This is a genomic window from Candidatus Electrothrix sp. (genome assembly GCF_052785085.1).
This window is the reverse complement of record NZ_JALAAI010000006.1, coordinates 1-23,610: the sequence shown is the minus strand read 5'-3', so window position 1 is coordinate 23,610 and position 23,610 is coordinate 1. Positions and strand designations below refer to the sequence as shown.

Here is a 23,610-nt window from a genome sequence, read left to right as displayed (position 1 = left end):
ATAACTCGGGAGAAAGAGGACCAGATAATAGCAGCAAAGAAATAATGTTAGATGTTGCATTCCTGAATAGGGGGTAAGGCTGCGGTATGGATAAAAAACTTAAAGTTCTTGTTGTTGACGATGCAACCTTTATGACAAAGGCGATCAGTGATCTCTTGGAGTCAGATCCTGATATTGAGGTCGTTGGAGTTGCAAATAACGGACTGGAGGGGCTGGAAAAAATTAATGAGCTCCAGCCAGACGTTATCACCCTTGATATTGATATGCCGGTTATGGACGGACTGCAGGCTGTTCGGCATATCATGATTGAATCTCCGGTACCCATTGTTGTTTTAAGCTCATTATTTAGTGACGGTTCCATCACCTTTGAGGCGTTACGCCTTGGGGTTGTTGATTTTGTGGCAAAGCCATCAGGGGCGATATCAAGTGATATTCATACAGCGAAACAACACATTGTTGACCGTATTAAACTGGCTTCGGCTGTTAACTTTCAGAATATACGGCGAGTTCGGGTGAACGCCCGAAAAAAAAAAGAAGGGCTTGCTGATCTGTATGGATTTCATCCCCTGGATTATATAATTGCTATTGGGACCTCATTGACCGGGCCAAATACATTTATTCGCCTGATGACACGGCTTAATGCAGGACTGCCTGCTGCTGCTGTTATTTTGTTAGAAATTTCTCCTAAAATACTTGCTGCTTTTGCAGAAAAATTTAATGAATTTGTTCTTTGGAAGATAGAAGTTGCACGTCAAGGAACAGTCTTGGAACAGGGAGTTTGTTATATTCAGTCAAACATGCATTCGTTGACTATTGGCTTAAACGAAAACGGTGATTCTTGTTTTCAGCTTGGTGAACGGGTTGAAAATCCGTTGGATACCTTTTTTCAGTCATCAGCTGAAGTATTTCGGGAAAATACAGTTGGGGTTCTTCTTACCGGTTATGGAGATGACGGATCAGAAGGTTTTGCCGCCATTCAAGGGAAATTCGGCAAGACCATAGCCCAAAGCGTGGAGACCTGTGTGTACCCCAGTCTTACTGATACTGCAATAAAGCGCAATAAAGTGGACTTGATTGCTGAAGAGGCACAACTTGCTGAGGTTATTGAGTCTGTTATTCGATAATGATCAATGCTCTTTTTATCTGTTCAATAATTTCCATCCCGACTTTAAGAAGACGGCTGGATATCTTTCCAAACCATCTGCCTGCTTTTTATGTAACACATAATAACTGACTGAATAGATATAACTCTTTATATATTAGGGAAGCACACTATGATTATTACATGCGACAGTTGCAAAACCAGATATAAGGTTGCTGACGATATAATTAATAAACCGACATTCAAGGTGCGATGTCATAAATGTAATTATAGGTTCATTATACATAAAAATGATCCATTGGATGATTCCTTTCTCCTGCAGGATGAGGTTTCTGCAGATGATCATCGCATTATTGCACTGAGCAATCAGAAAGGCGGGGTGGCAAAAACAACGACCTGTCTTAATTTGGCAGTGTCGCTTGCTCATATGGGCAAGAAAGTGCTTGTGGTTGATTTTGATGTGCAGGCCAATCTCACCATTTTACTTGGCTTTCGACAAACCCGCTCTTTTTATGAACTCTTGAACAAGGAGGTCAAAGGGATCAATGATATCATTTTGCATACAAAATATCCTAATTTATCCTTGCTCCCTTCGAACAGTAAAATGGCACTCCTGAAGAAAAGGTATCTAACACAGCATAATTTTGAATATTTACTAAGAAACAGGCTACAGGAGATAGAAAAAAAGTATGATCATATTTTAATAGATACTCCGCCATCTATTGAGTTTTTTACCTTAAATGCCTTGATTGCAGCAAAATTAGTTATTGTACCGACCACTTGCGAATATCTTTCAATACATGGTGTGTCACAAATAAGCGACATTATTAAGGTGCTGAAAGGCATTGATCACGATATAGAATATAAGGTTCTTATCACGATGTTTGATGCCAGAAAAACATCGGAAAAAGTGATTTATGAAAAGATTCGGCATAAGTACGGAGCAATGGTCTGCAAAACAGTCATTGAGATTGACGATAAGATGCAGGAGTCACATATCGTGAACCTCCCAATTCTATACTATGATGAAAAGAGCAAATCTGCTGGTCAGTACCAGGACTTAGCCCTTGAGATTACAGAATAAAAAGGCATTGCGGAGCTTTACTGATGATGACAGAAACACATTCTACGCTGACAAAAAATATAGCCCCGGTTCTGTCCTTTACGGTTTTGGTTCTGGTTTGGGAGGCAACAGTCCGTTTGAGCGGTTGGGATACCAATGTTCTACCAGGACCTTATAAGGTACTGGAAAGCATGACTGAGCTGATAGCCAACGGTTCCATATTCAAGCACACTGTGGCCAGTTTATTTCGAGTGACATTAGGCTTCTATATTGCTGCAATACTGGGTATCCCTTTAGGGATTATTCTGGGAAGAAGCCAGATTGCCTCCATACTGTTCAGTCCGGTTATCAGTTTTCTTCGTCCTATTTCTCCATTGGCCTGGATACCTTTGGCCATGCTTTGGTTTGGAATCGGCGATAAGCCTGCTATTTTTTTGATTTTTTTGGCCAGCTTTTTTCCTATTGTTATGGCTACAACAGTTGCAGTTCACTCAATCAATCCTACATATTTTTATGTTGCTGCTAATTTTAATTTCAGCAGAACAGAAGTCATTCAAAAGGTAGTTATTCCAGCTATTATTCCCGATGTCATTACTGCATTGCGCCTGAGCGTTGCCATAGCCTGGGTTGTTGTTGTTGCGGCGGAGATGATTGCGGTCCAATCCGGCCTTGGTTATTTGATTCTTGATTCAAGGAACGGGCTACGCATGGATTACGTAATGGACGGAATGATTGTTATCGGCCTTATTGGCCTGTTCCTGGACTATATTATGCGCCGTCTTAGCAGGATTGAGTCTGCATCCTGGGGCGTTAAACAGGCATAAGGAGGAAACATAAATGGCACATATTCAGATCAATAATTTGAGCAGGGAATTTGTCAACCGACGAAAAAAGGAGCGCGAAGGAAACGGCCTTGATTATGGTGAAAAGGTTTCAGTGCTTGAGAACATCAATATTGAAGTGGAAGACGGTGAAATGGTCTGTCTGCTGGGGCCGTCCGGTTGTGGAAAATCAACACTCCTCCGTATCCTTGCTGGTTTTGATAAACAAACTTCAGGAACCGTCCTTATTGACGGTAAAGAAGTGACCGGCCCAAGTTCTGATAATATTTTTGTTTTTCAGCATAGTGGGTTGTTGCCGTGGATGACAGTTGGTGAAAATGTTGAACTTGGTCTGCGCCACATGGAAGACGAACAAGCCAAAAAAGTGGAAATTCAGGAGTATATTGAAATGGTTGAGCTTGACGGCTTTGAAGATCATTATCCACGCCAGTTGTCCGGCGGGATGCAGCGTCGGGCTGAACTTGCCCGGGCCTTGGCTGTCAACCCTGATATTCTGATTATGGATGAACCTTTTAACGGCCTTGATTTTTTGACCCATATGAAGATGCGGGAAGAAGTGGTTAATATGCACCAGTTTCTTGGAAAAACGGTTTTCATCGTAACCCATGATATTGATGATGCCCTCATTATGGGAGACCGGGTCGTGGTTTTTAGTAAAAGACCTTCACAGGTAAAAATGAACCAAAAGCTTGATTTTCCCCATCCAAGGATTGTTTTTAATAAACAAACAGAATTGAGTCAACTCCGAGATGAGCTGTTTTTGATGCTTGGAGTAAGCTATGCTGTCTAATAATAGAAAAAAGAGATTAACCTGGTCCAGAACCTGGAGTTTTGCCATAGGAAGTGTTTTCTGGGCCGTCTTTATTTCAGGACTACATTGGTGGCTGAATTTTGATCATGGCGATCAAAAAATAGTAAAAATGGGCTATATGCCTGTTGTTACTAATATGGCTGCGCCTTTGCTGGATTACGCCAGTACCAAGGACAGTGAAGTACATTTCAAAGCTTTAAAGTTCAGCTCATTTGCCGAGATGGGAGAAGCACTTCGCAATGATGAAATCCAGGTGGCCTTTATTATTGCTCCTCTTTCCATTGTTCTTCGGCAGCAGGGAGCAGATGTAAAGATTATCTATATTGGTAATCGGCACGAAAGTACCCTTGTTACCCGGTCGGAATTAAATATCAAAGATTTTCAAGGGCTTGTTGGTAAAACCGTTGCTGTTCCCATGCGTTTTTCCGGGCATAATCTCAGTTTATTACGCCTGATGGAAGAAAAAAATCTGCGTGGAGAGATTAATATCGTGGAGTTGAATCCTCCTGATATGGCCTCTGCCTTGGCGAGCGGTTCCCTTGATGCCTATTATGTTGGCGAGCCTTTTGCTGTCCAGACCTTAAAAGATGGTACTTCTGATCTTCTTTTTTATGTTGAGGAAGTATGGGAATCCTTTATCTGTAACCTGGTTATTGTCAAACAGAGCCTGATTCAAGAGGATCCAGAGCTTGTTGAGAAATTTGTCCAGGGAGCTGTTCGATCAGGAATCTGGGCCAAAAAAAATCCTGATGAGGCTGCTGAGATTGCAGCGCGATATTGGTCGCAGTCTGTTGATTTGGTCAAGTACGCATTACACGTTGCAGGAGGGAGAACGGTTTATGATGAGTATCTCCCCAGGATAGAAGAAATGCAGGAGATTGCAGACCTCATGGTACGCTATCAGCTTATTGAGAGTAATAATATTGAAGGCATTATAGATGCACAATTTGCAGAAAATGTTGATACAGACCATATTGAATCAATAGACGATATTCTTCGTTAGCTCTGTAGGGGGACGGCATGCCGTTCCCCCTACGTATTATTTATATATTGATGCCGCAGCAAGATGGGTTGTTCTGATTATTCATTCTGATTATTTAAAGCGCAATGGTATATACAACAGGAAATTGCAGAAGAAAGACTCCACGGCTTGACAAACAGGTCAAGTTGAGTATCGGCCGCTTGCAGTACCCGATGACCAATGTGGGGATGAAAACAGGGTATACCACCAATGTTTCTGAAACAGGCCTTTGTTTTACCACTGATGAGCTTTTTAAGAATGGAACGATCCTGCAACTTGTTGTGGAGTTGATGGGATGGCAGTATTACCTGCGAACCACTGCTGCAATTGTTGATACTCAATCAATTGCCAAACCTCTTACTGCTGTTGCTGAGGTGGTTTGGTCGAAAAAAATGACCGACCAAGGGGAAAAATATGCTGTTGGCGTTCAATTCAAGGATATTTACGAGGACGATCTCCAGGCTTTTAAAACATATTTGAGGAAAGTGCTTGATAAAAAGAGTTAAGACATTTTTTTCCCGCAAATTTTCTCTTTCATTACCTCAGAGTGGGCTCCAACGTCAATTGATCTTTTATATCGTCTTTATCGGCGTTGTTTTTTTGACCATGGCAGTGGAAATGAATGCCTTTCTCCGGGGAGAAAAAGTTTTGGGTACGCTGAAGGAGCTTATTTCACCGGAAATCTCAACGGATCTTGTCAATCATATTCTTCTCAAGGTTCGTGTCTTGTTGGGAAATCTCCTGCTTGCCATTGGCTTGGTCATGATGCTCTTTACCAAAAGAATTATGTTTCCCTTGGAGCGTATCATTGAAGGAACCAGAGCCATTACGGCTGGTGATTTTTCTACAACCTTACCAGAACAGAACAGGGATGAGCTTGGAGAGCTTGCCCGTCATATCAATGACCTGAATGCAAATGAACAGGAACTGATTCTTCTCACCAAGGGAATGTCGGACCAGCTTCGTCAGACATTGACCACAGGGGATGAAAACACAAGGATTGAAGAAGCCGTACAGATCATTGATGAACTGGAAGAAACTCTGGATGAATTTGGCAGGAGCTTTTATAAGTGTTAGAGTTTCTTGAATTCTGGCAGATGTTGCCTATTGGCATACTCATTGCGAGTATAGCTATGTTTTTTGGTTTAGGCGGTGGTGTCCTGTGGATGCCTGTGTTATTGATGACCACAGACCTGGACCCCAATAATGCTGTGGTCTGTACCATTGTTATTCAGTTTTTTGGTCAACTCAGTGCATCATACAGTAATAATCAGGCAGGCCTGATTGATTGGCAACTTGTTCGCATGCTGATTACCTTTGGTGTACCAGCAGTTGTTCTCGGCGTTATTTTTTCCCTTCTTCTGCATCCGGTTTGGATAGAACTTTTCCTTGGCCTGACGATTTTTTTTATTGCCTATGTTTTTCTTCGCGGAGATGATTTTTTTGTGACAGGATCAGATAAGGCAGATCTTGAAGCAGCCCGGCAAGGACGATTCATTACGGTTATTGGCAGTATCTTAACCGGATTCCTGGGGATTGGGGTAGGGGATTGGTTGGTACCATTTTTTAATATGCGTTGCAAGCTGGCTATGGTTCGCTCGGTTTCCACCAGTATTGCCTTGATGATGATTCTTTCACTCACAGCCCTGACTGTCCATATCCTGTTTGGTCGCTCCATAGAATGGCGGATTGCAATCCCCGGAGTTATTGGTGTGTTGATTGGTGCCCAGGTTGGAGCAAGGCTTTTGCGGAGTGTGCCGGAAACTCATTTTAAAGAATTCTTTGTGCTTATGTTGGTTTTTATTGCGACCCATGTCACCTTTAATGCGTTGTAAAGAGAATGTTGGATATCTGAAAAAAAGTGCCTGTATATGAAACATCCTGTTGGAAGCGGTTTTGTTGGTGAAATAGAAGGGCTTGGGTTAGTGGATCTTGTCCAGTTTGCCTGCCTTGCTGGTGATGATAGAAAACTCAGTGTGCTCAGTGAAGACAATAGAGGGGTACTCTATTTTTCTGATAATGAAATTGTTCATGCTGAATTCGGCGAGTTAAGCGGCGAAGAGGCGTTTTATCGGATCATGAGCTGGCCTTCCGGGACCTTTAGTATGCTCTTTGCCTCGACTAATGTGCGTACGATTGACTCTTCATGGAATTTTCTTCTGTTAGAGGCTGCCCGTCGTATTGATGAGCAGTACAAAGACAAGGCAACCACTGAGGACGATTCTCAGCTCCCTAAAGTTTTGGTGGTGGATGATTCCCGTTTTTTTACCAAAGCATTTATTAAGCTTTTTGAAGAGCAGATTCATGCTCAGGTTGTTGGAACGGCGACAAATGGCAGGGAAGCGCTTAAATTTTTGGAGATGCAGGTTCCTGACCTTGTGACCCTTGATATGACCATGCCGGTCATGAGCGGGGATGTTGCCTTAAAGCATATTATGATACGCTCACCTGCGCCGGTGGTATTGGTCAGTAATTTTAATGATCAGCATTATTCCAGAGTGATGGATTTTATGCGCTACGGATGCGTGGACCTGGTTGCCAAGCCGACCAGCCCTGAATCCTGGAATTTCATTGGTCAGCGGCTCCAATATCTTTTGCTCAATGTGAAAGAATTTTGTGTTGATAATGTCAGCAGGGCAAAACAATTAAAACCTGTTGATCCTGAGATAAAAAAACAACCGGAAAAAAAAGCAGAAAAACTTTTACTGATACTTGGTGGCCTGGGCGGGATGCTGGAGTTACAGAAAATAATTCCAGCACTTTCCTATGACAGCGACATGGCAGTATTGGTCTTACAAAATATGTATCCTGGTATTGTCCAGTTTCTTTCTTCATATCTTGATAGTTTTACTCCCTATGCAACCAAAACGTTTTTGGAGACTAATGAAGTGCTGGGGGGGCAGTGTTTGGTTGGAAATTGTCATGGAAAACGAGAAATAATTATGTCAGAAGGTATTCCAGTGCTCACAGGCCCGGAAAGAGATGATGACCTGCAACTGATCAATACAGATTCTTTGCTCCATTCTGCTGCTGATATATTTGGTGCAGCACTCACAGTGGTTTTTCTCAGCGGGGTGGATCAGGATATAAAAGAAGGGATGGAAGCCGTGGTGACCCAAGGTGGGAAAATTATTTTGCAGGCCCCTGATTCCTGCTTACTCCCCCGTTCCATTGAAGAGATTCGTAGTTTAGGTATGGAAGAATGCTGTTTGAAGCCAGAGGAAATTGCTCCTTATATTAATCCATTATTTTAGCGCACAGTGCGCATGCCCACCTGCCTGAAAAAAGAGATTGCTCTATCAGCCTGTTTATGTTTCTGTGCTGTTGTGTTTTTCTTTTCATATAACTTTTTGTGCCTTGCCTGTTGGGCTGAAATAATACAACATGAAAGTTGACTGGACGACTTCAAGGAGTTGTCAGTACTTTTTACTAACTTCCATCCTCCCTTTGGGGTGGGAGAACACAACACATGAATTGTTATCTTATGGTTCGCCGACGTATTTTTTGTGGATCTTTTTGTATACACACCTATCTCACCACTGTTCTTGTTTTTTTAATACTGGCAGGCCAATGCCTTGCGCCAGTCAATGTCTGTGCCTTTAGTATCGGAGAAGAGAGGGACATGGGCGAACAGCTTTTGCTGGCTGTGCGCAGTAAGTTTGAACTTATTGATGACCCAGATGTTGTCCAATATATCAACAGACTTGGTCAACAGGTTCTTGCTATTGCTGGCCCGCAGTATTTTGATTATCATTTTTTTGTAGTTAATCATGATCAATTTAATGCCTTTGCAGCACCTTCCGGGCTGATTTTTTTTAATTCCGGGTTGATTAAAACAATGCAATCCGAGGATCAGCTTCTCAGTGTCCTTGCCCATGAAGTGGCCCATGTTGTGAGCAGGCATCTTTCCAAGCGTATTGCCAAGCAGGAAAAAGTAACCGCAGCAAGTGTACTTTTTGGGCTGGCCAGTCTTGCAGTGGGAAATCCTGCCCTGACCCAGGGTCTCTTCAGCGGTGCCCTTGCAGCGAATCAGACAGCTGGGCTGAGTTTTTCCCGTCAGGATGAGGAACAGGCTGACCGATTGGCATTTGGTTGGTTGCGAATTATGGGGCGTAATCCAACAGCAATGGAGGCTATGTTGAAATCCATGCGCAGGATAACCCGTTATCGCTCCGAGCAATTACCTCCCTACCTCTTAACCCATCCCAATCCAGAGGATCGTCTGGATTATGTCCAATCTCTTCTGGAAATTGAGCGAAGAAGAACGGATAAACCCTTTCCTGATAAGGAGAAAGGGACCTTTGCTTTTTTGCGTTTTAAGTATCGGGTACTTAGTCAGTCTATTGATCCGGAAGATTTGCGAGTTCATTGTGCCAATACCTTAGCCTCAACTGAGGACCCGGTGCAGATCGCAATGGCGCATTATGGACTGTCCTTGCTCAGTATGCGGGAAAATAAATTTCAGGAAGCCCAGAAGCATTTGAGTATTGTGGAGAATGAGTTTCCTGGTCAAGATATCCTTAAGGTTGATCGTGCGGGCTTATATATTGCTGCGGGTGAGCATGAAAAGAGCATACGTTTATTGCGCAGCATGTATAAACGAGACCCCACTGATATGTATTGTGCATTTACATTTGCTGGTGCAATGGCAAGAAAGGGACAATATGAGGCTGCGGAGAAATATTATCTTGAAGTGGCAAAGAATATGCCCGGATATTCCCAAGCCTATTATGAGTTAGCCCGGGTGAAATCCGGACAAGGTGAACGGGGAGCAAGTAGTTTTTATTTGGCAAAGTACTATTTGTATGAAGGAAGGGTGGAACATGCAAAGCAGTATATGCGTAGAGTGCAAAAAAATCCTCAGGTACCTCCAGAACTTCAGAAAGAAGCAGGAGCGATCCTGAAACGTCTTAAGGAGCTTGATTGACGACGCATAACAATGCCACTTTCATCTTTTATTGTTCTTCCTAAAGGGGAGGAATGGGAATTTACAGGCAGGATATGTTAAAAAGATTTTCAGTCTCTTTGGAAGAACATCTTCTTGAACAATTTGATGAGTATATCACCCAACATGGGTACTCAAATCGTTCAGAGGCCATCCGTGATCTGATTCGTGAAAAGCTGATCAACAAGCAATGGCAGCAGGACAGCGAGGTGGTGGGAGTTGTCACCCTGGTCTATGATCATCACCAGGCCCAGTTGCAGGAACGGATCACTGAGTTGCAGCACCATTATTACCAGCTTATCACCTCAACAACCCATGTGCATATGGATCATCACAATTGCCTGGAGGTGACTATTGTCAAGGGAAACGCGTTTACTGTCCAGGAATTGGCTGAAAAAATGATAGTTTTACGTGGGGTGAAGAATGGTAATCTGACCATGTCAAGCACTGGTGATGATTTGCATTGATTGGGAGCTGGATAACTTTATGAGGCTGAATACTTTTCATGAAAAAAATACATCTTATACGCCATGCCAAGTCCAGCTGGAAGGAAGACGCACTGGCAGATATTGCCAGGCCGCTGAATAAGCGCGGTATTAAGGCCTGTCGTTTTATGGCCCAGCATATCCTTGATGCTGGTTGCAGCTTTGATAATGTGTTCTGTAGTCCGGCTGTCAGGGCCCAGTTAACCATTGAGCTTATTAACAGTTGCCTGGAGGGGTTGGATATTACCTGGCATACCGAGGAGCGGCTTTACACCTTTGACAGCGATCCTGTTTTTGCTTGGTGCAGGACCGTTGATGAATCTGTTTCCGAGTTGGTGATTGTCGGGCATAACCCGGCCTTAACGGATTTTTGTAATGTGCTCACTAATGGCAATCTTAAAAATATCCCCACCTGCGGGTATGCTCAGCTTACTCTTAAGAAGAAATGCCGTTGGCGGAAGCTTGCTGAAGGTTCTGCTGAGTTGACGGAGTTTCTTCGGCCTAAGAAATTGATGAAGAATAAATGATTGATTCGGAAGCCCGGCAGAAGCTCTTCGCTGTTCTTGATCGGGGTATCTGTAGCGGACGGGAGCGGTGCTTTCCAGTTGCGAACAGGCAAAACCAGTTCTGGGTCGGATAAAAATCTCAAAAATATACTGCAGAACCACTTTCTCCGCCTGCAGCGTCGTTTTATACCGCTTCAGGATGGCTTTCGCCTGCTCCAAGACCATTTCTGCCCGATGCAGGGGCTTTTTGTCCTGTTCCATCGGGTTATTATCCCGGTGAGCCAGGTTTTTCTCCACTCCTTCCGTAGTCGGGCTATGTCCGCTATTTTCCCATTTTTTATCCTCTCCTTTCGCTTGACACATATCTCAGGCTGTAGTACCGTTACAAAAAAGGACTGAACTAAACTTAGTTTAAATAAGGAGTCTGATATGATCATTGTCAACACACATGAAGCTAAGACAAACCTGTCAAAGCTGCTGACCCTTGTTGCTGAAAAGCACGAGATTATAAAAATATGCAGAAATGGCAAAGTGATGGCGGAACTTGTCAAGCCAAAATCGGGAAAGGCATCGCCGGGAAAGCTCCCGGTCATCCCCGAGCTTACAGGGGTTGTCTTCAAAGAGCCTGTCGAGGCCCCGCTTCCAGAGGAATTTTTTCCAGATTACACGCTTTGAGGAGATGAATAAATGCTCCTTTTGGACACATGCGCCTTACTGATGCTTGCAGGTCGCCGGGAAGATATTCCTGACAGGGTTATAAAAAAACTTACAGCGCAGGCTGACGAACTCTTTATCTCAACGATATCTTCCTTTGAGATTGTTCTGAAACACCGACTCGGAAAGCTTGTCCTGCCCTTGACTGCCGAGGAATGGTATTGCAAGGCGATTGAAGGCTATGCAATAGAAGAAATACCGGTTAATTCGGCTGTCGCCATGAGATCAGCATCCCTGCCTTTTATTTATAAAGATCCCTGTGACAGGATTATCATTGCCACTGCATTGGAACACAGGATGCCGATCATTACCCCAGATCGGATGATTCCTCAATATCACGGCATTAAAGTGATCTGGTAAGATCAGTAACGTCACAGTAAACGTTGGGGTTCGTGTCTCACCCCAACCTACCAGGCGAAGCTAAGCGAGCCATGATCTGAACTGTTTGTCGGATAAGCCCGACATTATATGGAGTTGAAATCACAAACCAAAGGAGCATGATCGGACAGGATGATATCAGGGATAAAGAATTTTTTTACTGTCAACTCGTTGCTGTACAGGATAAAATCCAGCTGACGTTTTGGGGAGTGACTGGGGTGAGAGGGGAAACCTTGGTCATTGGCATTCTGGAGACCGGTCGCAGCAAGAAAGAGATCAAGCTCCTGAGCACCCCAGAAGATATTGAAATCTCCGGCAACGATGATAGGGCCTTGCGTTTTTTTTACCAGCTTGTAGAGCTGATGAAGCTGACTTTGTCTGTTGTAATAGGTCAGAGAAAGGTGGATAAGAAAAATGGTCAGATTTGCTGTCCTGGCCTCAATGACAAGTCGTTTGACACCCTTTCTGAAAAAATGAAACTGATGAGTAAGGATTTTTTCCTTACTCAGGAGGGCATTTCCCTGCTTGGCAAGAAGAGGGAATCGTCGGGGAAGGGAGCCGGAATGGTATTTAGATTCAATAATATGATCATATCCCAGGCTACGGGCCAAGGAATCGGCCTGGCAACAATTTCCCGTCCGAAAAGAACCAGAATCCACCTCCACCAGCCCGACGATATCAGGAGACAGCCTGGTGATGAATTCGGTGATTTGACGATAGTTCTCTATTGAGCGTTTTAAATATCCCGCATAGGGAACCGGAAAATGAAATCGGGTTCCGCTTCCGGTTCCATAACGGATATTATAGAGTAAAAAACGCAATGTTCCCCCTTGAATAAATCCTTTGGCGTTTCGAACACCGTTTACCGGCCAGCACTGCTGTTATCTGTTTTTGAACTGTCCTTTTTTTCAGTGATGTTATTCATCAGATTGCGATTTTGTATTAAAATTCGGGAATCTATGTTTTGCATATTTCATATGGCATGCTACACATGATTCAGTGAGTTTTGAATAATAAAAGCCAATGAGTTCTGCAGATTGTATTTCAGCAGCGTGCTCAAGCTTTCCGGCATATTTGTGAAACTTTTTGTCCATGCTCATGAAAGAGTTAGGCAGTTTAGAACCAAGCTCTTTTTTCTGTGCATCCGTGATTTGCTGCTTAAGGATAAAGCTATTTTTAATCTTCTTGGCAGTTACAGAAACTTGCTCAAAATCGCCTGAAACGTAAGAAGGAAAAATAGACTGCATACCATTTTGCAACGCTACCATTTCTTTGACAAGCAATACTCGAAGCTCTGATGATAAGGATTCAACGCCCGCTTCAGCTCTTGCACTTAAACTGCATATGAACATTACAATCATTAAAGAAAGTTGTTTTTTCTTCATCATGTCTTGACCTCTTCTTTTATGCATTTTGAACCTATAGAAGAATATTGTGAGTACGTTGTGCTACCTGTCGGTATAGTTGAAGATTTGAATTTGAATACAATGATATGGATAAAGCAATGACTGATTATATTATAGTCACCTTGACTATACAAGGTTAAGATGTATGAGGCAACATCGGCCTGTCCTATAAAAAAGGCACCTCCCGATAATCGAGAGATGCCTTAAAACAGCTTATAAGCCAAAAAGCAAGCTATTCAGCAGGAGCCTCTTCAGGCTCCTCTTGCTCCACAGCATCATTCATAACAGAAGAAGATCGTTGCGCTGCTGAATCATCCGAATCCAAGGCTTCAGGCGATTCCTGGACAGTAGTATCCTCTGTATTCTGAACAGCTTCTGAAGATTCATTCACTTCCACCTCCTCCTGCACAACAGGTAAAGTTGCTTCTTCAGCTTCTTCCTCATCTTCAGGCGGCAGTTCAGGAAGAACAGCTTGTTCCACAGCCTCCTGCTCTGGCATCTCTACCTGCGGAGCTTCCTGCACTACAGGCGGTGTGGCAGGTTCCTTCTCTTCCTCATACCCATTCAGCAGCTTTTTCTGCTTGGCCTGGGTCAGGTCTTCCACCAGCCATTTACCAACCTTGAAATACAGGTCATTATCCGACATCTTGAGGACAAAATAATCATCTTCATCGTTCTTGGCAAAGGCATAGCTCACAGTACTGTCATCCTGGCGGGTCACTGTGAATTGTATAGCTGGTTCCTTTTTGAGAAGTTCAGCTGATTTCACAGGATCAAGCACAGACTGGACAGAGATGGCAGTGATCTTATTCAACAGGGAATCCACGGCATCCTGATTGATGTCCTCTGTGCTCGCGCCTTCCAGTACCCAGATTTCTTTCTTATCTTCTTCCTTGTCTTCATCTTTTTTGGCTTTCCTGGTCAGGAAAATATCGTCCAGAACAACGGACTTGAGTTCATCCTTATCCAGATCAGCCAAGGTGCGATCCAGCCAGCTGTCTGCATCTACATCAACCTCATGGCTGCCCACCGGGATACTGACCACAGCCTTCTGGTCTGTCTTACGGGCATGGCTATTGCGCATGCCAGCTGAGGTACCAAGATAAAAATCTCCAGCAACAGCATCGCCCTTTTTCAGGATTACATGCCGCTCAAAATTATCCTCAGCAGTTTTAAAGCGTTTGGCAGCTCCTTTGCTGGTTGCCACTGCTAACCCCTGGCGGGCATCAGCAAGCTTTTGGAGCAGGTTTTCCACCTGATGTTGACTTGCTGGCGCAGAAAAAGCATTAGGCATGATCCAACCCTTGTCGTTCTTTTGCAGAACCAATTCTTTCTGCTCTGCTCCCTTGATCACAACTGAGGTGATGCTGTCAGGTGCAAAAGAAAGAAACGCCGAGTCCGGTGATGTGGATTCCAGATTGCTTGCCTCTTGTTGATGCACAGCCACAGTCAGCCCGATCTGGAGCAGGAGCAGGGCTGCGGCTGCAAATATTATTGCTCTTATCATGATGATACCCTCCCGGTTTCAGGCTGGAGCAAGGCCAGTTGTTGTTCCTCTGCCTGTTTGCGAATACGAAGCCTGATCAGCCAGATAATTGCCAGGCCGAGCAGGACAAAAGCGTAATTGAGATACTCCCAGAAAAGCTGCTCGTTCTTGCTGATCGGGTCAAAAGGCCGGGAAAAATGGCTTCTGCCCCGAATAGAGAGCAGTCCTCTGTCCTCCAGAGACCAGTCCACTGTATTGGCGATGAGCTGGATCGGGCCAAGATAACTGGTCCGATTCACGCTGGAGCTGATACTCAGTACGGTATCGCTGAGAAAGCTGTTTGAGGCAAACAGGATGATCCGGGCTGTGTCCGGAGATTTATCCAGTTGACGGGCAATGACCTGCTCCTCTTTTTCTTCTTCTTCTGGCTGTCCAGGCATTGGTGGAGTTTCCTCCTCGGTTTGTTCTTCTTTTTGCAGCAGAGGAGAAGGCTTACCCGTGAAATAGGAGGTGAAACCACCCTCAATCACTGCTGCCAGGAGATGCTGCTCCTGTTCACCTTCAACGGCAAAACCAAGTTCTTCATAGGTCTGAAAATCGGGCTGAATATTGGTGGAAGAAGAGAGCCAGCTTTCCTCAGAGCTTTCCAGCAGACGAATCACCTTGCGGTCTTTGTTCTTCTCTGGATCAATGGTGATCGGTGAAGGCCAGTTCATGGTGATCTGTTGCAGACCAGAGGTGATACCACTGTCCTCATTCATGCCATCTGCCCGGATATCAACAAAATAGGGATAATTGACCAGCTGGGTTTCCTGGATAGTGAAACCACCCAGATTGCGCTGAACAGGGACAGGGAAGGGCGTGTTTTGCGGATCAAGAACCGTCTGTTGTTCAATGACCACACCATTATGTTCAAGCCAATCTTTCAGGCCGGTTTTTTTCTCGCTCATGGACAACTGCCGTTGCATATCAATGGCATACGGAGAGGCGGCCAGAATCACGGTTCCTCCTTGCATCAAAAATTGGTCCACAGCAAAGAGTTCCTTCTCATCAAGCTCTTGAGGAGCAGCGACCATCAGGATATCAGCCTCGCCTGAGACCTGGCCCTTGGACAGGTCTGCATCTATGACCGTATGCTCCTGGGAAAGCAGCTCACGCAGGGCAGTGAACTTGGGACCGCCACCTCCAGGAATCCCGTACTGGGGCATGGGCGGGGTGGATTCAGGAACACTCAGGGCGATATTTTTGGTAAAGCCAGTGGCAAAACGTTTTAAACCTGCATTGATGGATCGCTTCAGGCTTTCCTTTTCAAAATCCTCTGGCAGAGGCACCTCAATATGCTGGTCGCCACTGTGCAACATCATGTAGAACCAAAAGGTATTTTGATCAAACAGGCTGGCTGCCATAGGGCGAAAACCATATTCCTGGCTGATCTGGTCAGCAACAGCACCACCGTCTGCCTCCGGATCAACAATGTGTGCTGTAAAACGATCATTACTCTCTGTTTCCAGCTCCTGGGTTAACTCCAGTAATGCAGCCTTGAGCTGAACCAATTCTTCAGGTAAGCGTTCATCCGCAGAAAAATAAGCGGTCAGCTCCACAGGTTTTTGGATAGAGCTGAACAGGTCACCACCTGCCTGGTAACTGTACAGGACTTTCTTGATAGCACGGGTAATATCATATTCCGGGTTACGCAGTTCCACATCCAGGTCTTGTTCGTTTTGGCTCTTGATTTCAATGAGATCCCGGAAACCCAGGGTTTCATATTGATCACCATAACGGATCAGGATATCAAAATAGGAATTGGTGACCGATGCCTGATATTTACTGGAGGTCTGAAAGGGAACAGGCCGGATGCCGTATTTCTGGCCAGCCTCCTGTTCCAGTTCAGGATTATCTGCCGGGTCAATAAACTCCACCCGCACCTTATCCTTACCAGCAATGGCGTATTCTTCCAGCAGATCGCGGAGCCGGGGCACCAGCGGAGCCAGCAGAGGATGAGTCTGAGCGGAAAAATAGCCGCGAATCAGCAGAGGTTCCTGAATCTGTCCCAGATAGCTTTTGGTTGCATCGGAAATGGAATAAATATCCCCCTCAGTCATGTCGGAACGCAGTTCGCCCATGGGGGCAAGCCAGAAGTTGGCAACCAGGAAATTAGCGATCAGCAGTCCACAGGCGATCTGCCAGGCCCGATGGTTGCTGTTCACCGGATTACCTGCCCAGCGGATCTTCTCTAACCCGTAGATATTCAGGCAGAGAAAAACCCCCATAATGCCAACGTAATAATAAAGATCGCGGAGGTCTATCACCCCTCTGGTAATGGAATCAAACCTAGAGCCTGTTCCCAGCAGCTGGAGAATTTCAGCTCCTTGGTTGCCAAGAAAAGCAGACAAGGTATCAGAACCGATCAGATAGAGCAGACCGCAGATCAAAGAGGTGGTGATCAGGCTGACAATCTGGTTTTCTGACTTGACGCTGACAAAAAGACCAATGGAAATATAGGCTGCTGCCAGAAAGAGCGAGGCCAGATAGCCGCCCAGCACTGGTCCCCAGTCCAGCGGGCCAAGAAAACTCACCGTCACAGCAAGAGGCAGGGTCATGAGCAAGGCCAGACCGATTAGGGCCAGGCAGGCCAGGAATTTTCCCAGGACTAAAGTGATGGGGCGCACTGGTGAAGTCAGGAGAAACTCCAGGGTTCCGGCCCGATGCTCTTCTGCCCACATCCGCATGGTAATAGCTGCCACCAGAAAGATGAGCAGAATGGGCATCCACTCGAACAAGGCCCTGATTTCTGTGATGTTGCGGGAGAAAAAGGTTTCCACCCAAAAGAAAATAAACAGGCTTATCGCAAGAAAGGTGCCAAGAAAAATAAAGGCCACAGGCGAGCTGAAAAAGGCACTAAATTCCTTGCGGGCTATGCGTAATAATGTGCTCATGCTGCACCTCCTCGTTCGCTGATCTCGGCAAACACGGTTTCCAGATTGCGGGATTCAAAATGCAGGGCAAAAAGCTGCCAATCCTGTTCATGAATCCCTTTGGCAAGGGCTGCTGCTGTTGCCTGTCCATCAGTATCTGCATGCAATTCCAGCTCAAAATGTTGATCCCTGCCAGCTGTTACAGAGGTAACCTGTTCAAAGGATTGAAAGAGTTCCAGAGCAGCATCTCTTGCTCCATCCGTGCTGATAAGTAATTTTGAACTGTGTTGCAAACCATCCACCTGAGCATCCAGTGCCAGAGCACCATCTTTGATAATAAGCACCCGATCACAAATAGCCTGTACTTCCTGGAGGATATGGGTGGATATGATGACAGTAGCTGTCTTGGCCAGCTCTGCTATCAAGGTACGCATATGCTGGATCTGAGTTGGATCAAGTCCATTGGTTGGCTCATCCAGAATCAGGATATCCGGCTTATGCAAAATAGCCTGGGCCACACCGGTACGCTGTCGATACCCTCGGGAAAGGGTGGAGAGCTGCTTAGTCGCCTTTGCCTCCAGAGCTGTTCGGGCCACAGCCTCTCGGATCAGGGCTGGCCGATCCTGCTGGCTAATCCCGTGCAAGGCTGCGCTGTACTCCAGATAATCAAGTACGGTCATTTCCGGGTAAACTGGACAGTTTTCCGGGAGATAGCCTATTTTATTCTGGATCTTCCGACGTTGCTTGCCAATATCCAGCTCATCAATAAGGATATTTCCCGCTGTCGGTTCAAGATACCCGGTCATCATCTTCATGATGGTGGTCTTGCCTGCACCATTATGACCGAGTAGCCCAACGATTTCGCCTTGGCCGATCTCGAACGAGACATTATCGACCGCTGTAAAGTCTCTATACTTTCTGGTGAGATGTTCAACTTTGATCATGTGTACAACTCCATGTACTTGATTGAAAAAAAGTACTCAACGAACAAGAACGTTTTTTGCCGGAATAAATGAGAAAACAGGGGAATATGGCTCGTGAAGGTCGGGGAGGGAGTGGGCGGTACAAGAAGACCGCCTGCGCTCGCTCAACCGATGCCGGGACATCTCTCTGCTTTTACAGAGTTTCCAGCAAGGAAAACAACAGAGTAAAACAATAAAAACAATGGTGGAAAAGTCAAGGGGCAGAGGTATTTTTTGTGTGAAAGTATTGTCATCACCGGCAATGCCAAGCATGGCAGCGAAAACAAACCAGGGCAGGCACGGGGACCTGCCCCAGCAGAACTGTTATCATTGTTGGATGTGGTCTAGGATACAAGCTGAAAAGAAAAGCTTAAACACACCTTTCACATTTCATTTCCCTGTAAAACTCTCTCTTCCCCAAGTTACAAACAGGGCATGACCAATTTTCAGGAAGTTCATTCCATTGTGTCCCCTCAGGAATACCATTTTCTTTATCACCAACATCTGTTGTATAGCTGTACCCACAAATTGAGCATTTATAAGTATCCATATTCCCCCTCCTTCTAATTACGACAGTACCCTACGTATTATCTCTGTCTCTTTACAGTAATAATTATCATTTAATAATTAAGTAATCAAAATATATATAGTTGGTCAATGATAAAATTTGAATATATAAATAATTTGTTTAATCCTTCTGGTTTAAAGGATTTATTTCTTTTCTCGAAAAATTGTTTATCTGGAGAGGAGTTGGTTTTTGAAAGTATAGAGTTGGAGGATGATTCGCAGTAAGCAAACAAATTTGTATTTATTTGTTGTAATAACGAGATATTGAGATGATTCTGGCTGAGGTGGAAATACTATTGTATTGGAGATATTATTATTAAAATATAATTTTTTGATGTAAGCGTCATTTTTTTTTTGACTTCGTTTTTGGTGAGTGATAAAAAATATCTTATAAGATAATTATTATCAGTACAAAGGAGGAGTAAATGAAAAAAAAGAATCTTATATTGATGGTATTGCTGGCAGCAAGTCTGGGGTGGGCAACAAATTCTTTTACAGCGGTGTATACAGAACATATTGTTAATGTTGAAGGATTAACCCTGGATGAGGCGAGAGAAAAATACGGTGTTGACTCTGGGGTCAAACATCCGGTAATTTTTGAAGTGAACGGACAATCTGGTCCAAGACATTGTCGGCCCATCCTTGCCTCTGGCGGCGCTCAGGCCTGTCCTACAGCAAAGATTTTCTACCAGTCAACACAAGTTATTCCGAATTATGATGGAACCAGTACAATGAAAGTTGATATTTATTATGATATCAACAATGAAGTGATTGTAAAGAATAACTGAGAGGTCAGGTGGAAAGAATTTTTTTATCTATGGTAGAGTAGATACCATGCATGCTTGAGGGGCGATCTGTATGATCGCCCTTATTTTTTGGTTAGTAATAAAGAGCAGACATAATCTCCCGAACCAATGCATCCTTCCGCTCTCCCAGGGAAATGCGGTTGCGAATCAGGTTGGTGTACACACCAGCCCTGCTTACATCACCAAGAAAAATCATACCCACAAGACGATCCTGATCAAAGATCAGTTTGCGGTAATTCTCTCCCTGGGCCTCTGTATACACAGCATAGTGGGAAGAATCAGTATGGAGCAGGCCAGCAGAGATAATGGGCAAGCCGCCAATTTCAGTGCTGTTGAACGAGGAAAGGAGTGGCGGTACAAGTGCCTTAATCCCGCTCATGTTAAAGCCTGCTGTTCGCCCCATATGGACAGCATTTCCCCACAGGGCACTGACCACATCCTTGCCAATAACCGCATCATGGATTTGGACCATATCACCGGCAGCATAAACATCCACGACGGATGTCTGCATTTCCCGGTCAGTCAGCACAGCCTGATCAATATCAATGCCGGAGTCTGCAAGAAATTCCACATTGGGCCGCACCCCTGCCATTAACAGGATCAGGTCTGCTGAAATGGTCTTTCCAGAAGCAAGCCGAACCCCTGTGGCTTGACCATCTGTAGCAAGGATTTCCTTGGCTGAATCATTGCTGTGAATTTCCATCCCTTGCTCACAGAGCTTATTACTCATACGGCGGGCTGTTTCGGTGTCTGCTATAAAGGGCAGGATATGGGAGCGTTGCTCCACCACAGTGAGATGTACACCTGTGCGTTTGAGGGCCTCAGCCATTTTGACACCTGCCAAGGCCCCACCAATGACCACGGCATTCCTGCATCCTTGCAGGGCCTCCCGTACCTTGAGGGCCTCATCCATATTACGCAGGGTAAAAACCCCTTGGCTGGCAACCCCAGGGATATCAGGGATCCGGGAGGAGCTGCCTGCTGCCAGCAAGAGCTTGTCATAGGAACAGGTCGTGCCTGATGCCAGGCCAATCATTTTTTTTCCAGGATCCACACCAATACATTGATCATGATGAAAATGCACTCGTTCATCATTTGTGGGCTGCTCTGTAAACAGGATGTCATCCACAATGCGGCTGTTATCCAGGAGAAAGGGAATCAGGGCCCGGTAATAAAAAGGCATTGCTTCATCAGCAACCACCTGTATTTCAGCATCAGGTCTGTTGGCCCGGATCACGTTGAGAGCTGTGGTGGCGGCAATAGAGCCACCAACAATAACGTACCGCATACTCAGCCCCCTTTTTTGAGCAGAAGTTCTTTGCGTCGTTCCAAAGGCAGGCTGTCCACATCAACCAGCTGCAAGGCCCTGGTCGGGCAACCAGCCACACAGGCCGGAGTCTCCAGGTCTGGACAATGATCGCATTTTACCGCGATATGGGCTTCAGCATCCCGGACAACCACGCCAAAGGGGCAGGCCATGATACAGGACCAGCAGCCCATGCAGCGTTCTTTTTTGCGGCGGACAAAACCTTGTTCATCCCGATAGATACTGCCGCTGATGCAGTCAACAATGCAGGGAGCCTCTTCGCAATGACGACAGATCACCGGGGTCTTGCCTATTTCTCCCTGCTCCACAAACAGCCTCCTTTTTGGAGGTCGTACCTGGCTTATTGCGGCAAGCAATGTTTTTTTCTCAGCATGGTTTTCCTCAGCATGGGCGATTCTGCATTCTATCTCACAGGTCTTGCAGCCCAGACATTTATCAGCTTGTACATAAATAACTTCCATGACCGCCTCCTTATGACAGGCCCAGATCGGCCCGACGTTCATCAATCACTGCTAACAGGGCTGTAGCAGCCTTGTCCGGGTCCGGTTCAACAAGGAAATAACCGCCGAGCAGGTCTTTTATTGTAGCGGTCAGGGTCTCTGTTACCAGCGTACTGCCCAAAACCGGGGGAGCTATTCCAAGATGGGTGGGGAGTCCGCCAACCACGGCCCAGGTGCCAATGGCCACGGCCTTTTCTGTGACAGGTTCCGGTGCAGAGGCAACCACTGGCAATTGGCTTGTATCCACACCCAGTTTATTGGCCACAGCTGTTGCAACATCCACAGCCCTGGGATTATCCACACAGGAACCCATGTGAAGGACCGGAGGCAGCGGAGCCTCTAACCCGGCAGCCTCACCAATAGCCGTCAGTACAGCAGCCAGACCTTCCCCGGCATATTTGGTTGTTGCTTCTGAGGTCATGAAGCCGTGGCGGGCATAGGTGGAGGAAGCGCAGCCTGTGGACAGAATCAGGACGTTTTCCGCCAGCAGCCTTTTGATCATTTCCACGTAGTTATGGTCCTGGGGTACTTTGACTGTATTGCAGCCGGCAAAGAGACAGATGCCCCGAATATTGCCAGCAACGATATTGTCAATCAGCGGCTTGAGCGGATCCTCGGCATTAACCTTGGATAAGGCACCAATAATCGCTTCTGCTGAAAAACCTGCTATGGCAGTGGAAGATTCCTGGGGGATACAGACCTTGTCCGGGTTGCGGGACTTGAAGCGTTCAATAGCCTGCTGAACAATGGCCTTGGCGCATTCCACCGCATTTTCATCGCTAAAGGCCATGTGTTCGGCACCAGGCATCTTGGCAATGGGCATGGTGGTGATGACCTTGGTATGAAAACACTCTGCAACGCTGGCCACAGCCGGCATGATGCATTGGTAATCCACCACCAGAGCATCCAATGCACCGGTCATGATGACCACTTCCTGGGAAACCGAACTGGTTGCCAAAGGAATACCGTGTCGCATCAGGACTTCATTGCCAGTGCAGCAAATACCGACCACATTAAGGCCCTGGGGAGCACCTGCTTCTTTTGCCGCAGCAATCAATTCAGGTTCAGACGCAACCTGGGCAATAATATCACTGAGCAGGGGATTATGACCATGCAGGGCAATATTAACAGCATCTTCTTTAATAACACCCAGATTGGCCTTGCTGATCACTGGCTGCGGGGTACCAAAGAGGATGTCAGAAAGATCAGTTGCCAGATGACAGGCCGTGTAATCAGCCACTGCACATTTCAGGGCACCCAAGAGGATGTTGACCGGGTCAGCATCCACGCCATAGGTGGTCCGATGCATAACCTCGGCAATGGTGCTGTCAATGCTGGTAGGAACAATGCCCAGTTTGTTGCAGGCTTCAATCCGACCTGCGGTGACCGTGGTTGCGGCCCAGGTCAGGGGCTCTCCTGTATCGCTGAATTCTGCCAGGGCCTTGTCTGCGAGCTCCTGGGCAATATTAGTGATTGATCGGTCTTCAACAGCAATACCGCAACGGGTAGCAACGGCTTTGAGCTGTAACCGTTCAGACCCCTCTCATTTTTTTTACGCAGCAAGAGGCAGAGGAGGCACATCCAGCCCCTGGCGCCGAGCCGTGATAACCTCAGCGAGATATTTCCACGGACAGGCGTTGCGCTTCTTACACGTATCAATCACGCTCGCAAGTATGGCGAACACATGACTGCCTTGGCCATTACGGGTACCGTGGCTTAATTTGCGCGCAATAACCCAATGACGTAGTGCTTGCTCCGCCTCATTATTGGTCAG

Annotated in this window: 24 protein-coding genes and 1 pseudogene; 15 read left to right on the top strand and 10 right to left on the bottom strand. The window is 45.7% G+C overall.

The genetic code is table 11. The features are described 5' to 3' along the window. The first annotated feature begins 86 nt into the window (after window positions 1-86). From L2082_RS01900 to L2082_RS01835, 14 genes are all read left to right on the top strand, one after another. The gene (locus L2082_RS01900; protein WP_446008393.1) at window positions 87-1,124 is read left to right on the top strand and encodes a chemotaxis protein CheB; all 1,038 of its coding nucleotides are present in this window, start codon (window positions 87-89) and stop codon (window positions 1,122-1,124) included. Between the two features lie 150 nt (window positions 1,125-1,274). Further along, on the top strand, window positions 1,275-2,186 hold the full coding sequence (locus tag L2082_RS01895) for an AAA family ATPase (protein WP_446008392.1): 912 nt from the start codon (window positions 1,275-1,277) through the stop codon (window positions 2,184-2,186). Between the two features lie 23 nt (window positions 2,187-2,209). Then, the gene (locus L2082_RS01890; RefSeq protein WP_446008391.1) at window positions 2,210-2,989 is read left to right on the top strand and encodes an ABC transporter permease; all 780 of its coding nucleotides are present in this window, start codon (window positions 2,210-2,212) and stop codon (window positions 2,987-2,989) included. A 13-nt stretch (window positions 2,990-3,002) separates the two neighbouring features. Continuing rightward, a complete protein-coding gene (locus L2082_RS01885; protein WP_446008390.1) occupies window positions 3,003-3,797 on the top strand; it encodes an ABC transporter ATP-binding protein in 795 nt (264 codons plus the stop codon). After that, window positions 3,787-4,821, top strand: coding sequence for an ABC transporter substrate-binding protein (locus L2082_RS01880; RefSeq protein ID WP_446008389.1), 1,035 nt, complete (start codon window positions 3,787-3,789; stop codon window positions 4,819-4,821). The genes L2082_RS01885 and L2082_RS01880 overlap by 11 nt, the downstream gene beginning before the upstream one ends. A gap of 104 nt (window positions 4,822-4,925) precedes the next feature. Beyond that, the gene (locus L2082_RS01875) at window positions 4,926-5,345 is read left to right on the top strand and encodes a PilZ domain-containing protein (protein ID WP_446008388.1); all 420 of its coding nucleotides are present in this window, start codon (window positions 4,926-4,928) and stop codon (window positions 5,343-5,345) included. A gap of 58 nt (window positions 5,346-5,403) precedes the next feature. Then, window positions 5,404-5,916 carry a HAMP domain-containing protein gene (locus L2082_RS01870; RefSeq protein WP_446011395.1) on the top strand — a complete coding sequence of 171 codons (513 nt, stop codon included), beginning with the start codon at window positions 5,404-5,406 and terminating at the stop codon, window positions 5,914-5,916. After that, a complete protein-coding gene (locus L2082_RS01865) occupies window positions 5,910-6,674 on the top strand; it encodes a sulfite exporter TauE/SafE family protein (protein ID WP_446008386.1) in 765 nt (254 codons plus the stop codon). Before L2082_RS01870 ends, L2082_RS01865 begins: the two co-directional genes overlap by 7 nt. Window positions 6,675-6,710: 36 nt before the next feature. Next, window positions 6,711-8,093: a chemotaxis protein CheB gene (locus tag L2082_RS01860; protein ID WP_446008385.1), complete on the top strand. Its 1,383-nt coding sequence runs from the start codon at window positions 6,711-6,713 to the stop codon at window positions 8,091-8,093. A 215-nt stretch (window positions 8,094-8,308) separates the two neighbouring features. Then, window positions 8,309-9,766 (top strand): beta-barrel assembly-enhancing protease, encoded by a 1,458-nt coding sequence (locus L2082_RS01855; protein WP_446008384.1) that lies wholly within the window; start codon window positions 8,309-8,311, stop codon window positions 9,764-9,766. 74 nt (window positions 9,767-9,840) lie between these two features. Beyond that, window positions 9,841-10,251, top strand: a complete 411-nt coding sequence (gene nikR, locus L2082_RS01850) for a nickel-responsive transcriptional regulator NikR (RefSeq protein WP_446008383.1) — start codon at window positions 9,841-9,843, stop codon at window positions 10,249-10,251. Window positions 10,252-10,289: 38 nt separating this feature from the next. Continuing rightward, window positions 10,290-10,796 (top strand): SixA phosphatase family protein, encoded by a 507-nt coding sequence (locus L2082_RS01845; protein ID WP_446008382.1) that lies wholly within the window; start codon window positions 10,290-10,292, stop codon window positions 10,794-10,796. Between the two features lie 408 nt (window positions 10,797-11,204). Continuing rightward, window positions 11,205-11,450 (top strand): type II toxin-antitoxin system Phd/YefM family antitoxin, encoded by a 246-nt coding sequence (locus L2082_RS01840; protein ID WP_446008381.1) that lies wholly within the window; start codon window positions 11,205-11,207, stop codon window positions 11,448-11,450. Between the two features lie 12 nt (window positions 11,451-11,462). Continuing rightward, window positions 11,463-11,849: a type II toxin-antitoxin system VapC family toxin gene (locus tag L2082_RS01835; RefSeq protein ID WP_446008380.1), complete on the top strand. Its 387-nt coding sequence runs from the start codon at window positions 11,463-11,465 to the stop codon at window positions 11,847-11,849. Window positions 11,850-11,953: 104 nt separating this feature from the next. Here L2082_RS01835 and L2082_RS01830 read toward each other — a convergent pair whose 3' ends face one another. The 6 genes from L2082_RS01830 to L2082_RS01805 all read right to left on the bottom strand — a co-directional run bounded on the left by L2082_RS01830 (window position 11,954) and on the right by L2082_RS01805 (window position 19,186). Continuing rightward, window positions 11,954-12,688, bottom strand: a complete 735-nt coding sequence (locus tag L2082_RS01830; protein ID WP_446008379.1) for an endonuclease/exonuclease/phosphatase family protein — start codon at window positions 12,686-12,688, stop codon at window positions 11,954-11,956. A gap of 96 nt (window positions 12,689-12,784) precedes the next feature. Beyond that, the gene (locus L2082_RS01825; protein ID WP_446008378.1) at window positions 12,785-13,255 is read right to left on the bottom strand and encodes a hypothetical protein; all 471 of its coding nucleotides are present in this window, start codon (window positions 13,253-13,255) and stop codon (window positions 12,785-12,787) included. A gap of 250 nt (window positions 13,256-13,505) precedes the next feature. Further along, window positions 13,506-14,780: a DUF4340 domain-containing protein gene (locus L2082_RS01820; protein WP_446008377.1), complete on the bottom strand. Its 1,275-nt coding sequence runs from the start codon at window positions 14,778-14,780 to the stop codon at window positions 13,506-13,508. After that, the gene (locus tag L2082_RS01815; protein WP_446008376.1) at window positions 14,777-17,695 is read right to left on the bottom strand and encodes a Gldg family protein; all 2,919 of its coding nucleotides are present in this window, start codon (window positions 17,693-17,695) and stop codon (window positions 14,777-14,779) included. Before L2082_RS01815 ends, L2082_RS01820 begins: the two co-directional genes overlap by 4 nt. Beyond that, complete coding sequence (locus tag L2082_RS01810; protein WP_446008375.1) at window positions 17,692-18,618, bottom strand: ABC transporter ATP-binding protein; 927 nt, start codon at window positions 18,616-18,618, stop codon at window positions 17,692-17,694. The genes L2082_RS01815 and L2082_RS01810 overlap by 4 nt, the downstream gene beginning before the upstream one ends. Window positions 18,619-19,006: 388 nt before the next feature. Continuing rightward, window positions 19,007-19,186 carry a rubredoxin gene (locus tag L2082_RS01805; protein WP_446008374.1) on the bottom strand — a complete coding sequence of 60 codons (180 nt, stop codon included), beginning with the start codon at window positions 19,184-19,186 and terminating at the stop codon, window positions 19,007-19,009. A gap of 442 nt (window positions 19,187-19,628) precedes the next feature. Between L2082_RS01805 and L2082_RS01800 the strand changes: the two genes are divergently transcribed. After that, window positions 19,629-19,991 (top strand): hypothetical protein, encoded by a 363-nt coding sequence (locus L2082_RS01800; protein WP_446010922.1) that lies wholly within the window; start codon window positions 19,629-19,631, stop codon window positions 19,989-19,991. Between the two features lie 91 nt (window positions 19,992-20,082). Here L2082_RS01800 and L2082_RS01795 read toward each other — a convergent pair whose 3' ends face one another. From L2082_RS01795 to L2082_RS01780, 4 genes and pseudogenes are all read right to left on the bottom strand, one after another. Beyond that, window positions 20,083-21,297 (bottom strand): NAD(P)/FAD-dependent oxidoreductase, encoded by a 1,215-nt coding sequence (locus L2082_RS01795; RefSeq protein WP_446010923.1) that lies wholly within the window; start codon window positions 21,295-21,297, stop codon window positions 20,083-20,085. Between the two features lie 2 nt (window positions 21,298-21,299). Further along, the gene (locus L2082_RS01790) at window positions 21,300-21,839 is read right to left on the bottom strand and encodes a 4Fe-4S dicluster domain-containing protein (protein WP_446011394.1); all 540 of its coding nucleotides are present in this window, start codon (window positions 21,837-21,839) and stop codon (window positions 21,300-21,302) included. Beyond that, window positions 21,808-23,301, bottom strand: coding sequence for an anaerobic carbon-monoxide dehydrogenase catalytic subunit (gene cooS, locus L2082_RS01785; protein WP_446011409.1), 1,494 nt, complete (start codon window positions 23,299-23,301; stop codon window positions 21,808-21,810). Before cooS ends, L2082_RS01790 begins: the two co-directional genes overlap by 32 nt. Before the next feature lie 87 nt (window positions 23,302-23,388). Next, window positions 23,389-23,610 (bottom strand): annotated as a pseudogene (locus tag L2082_RS01780) (IS66 family transposase); the annotation flags it as partial.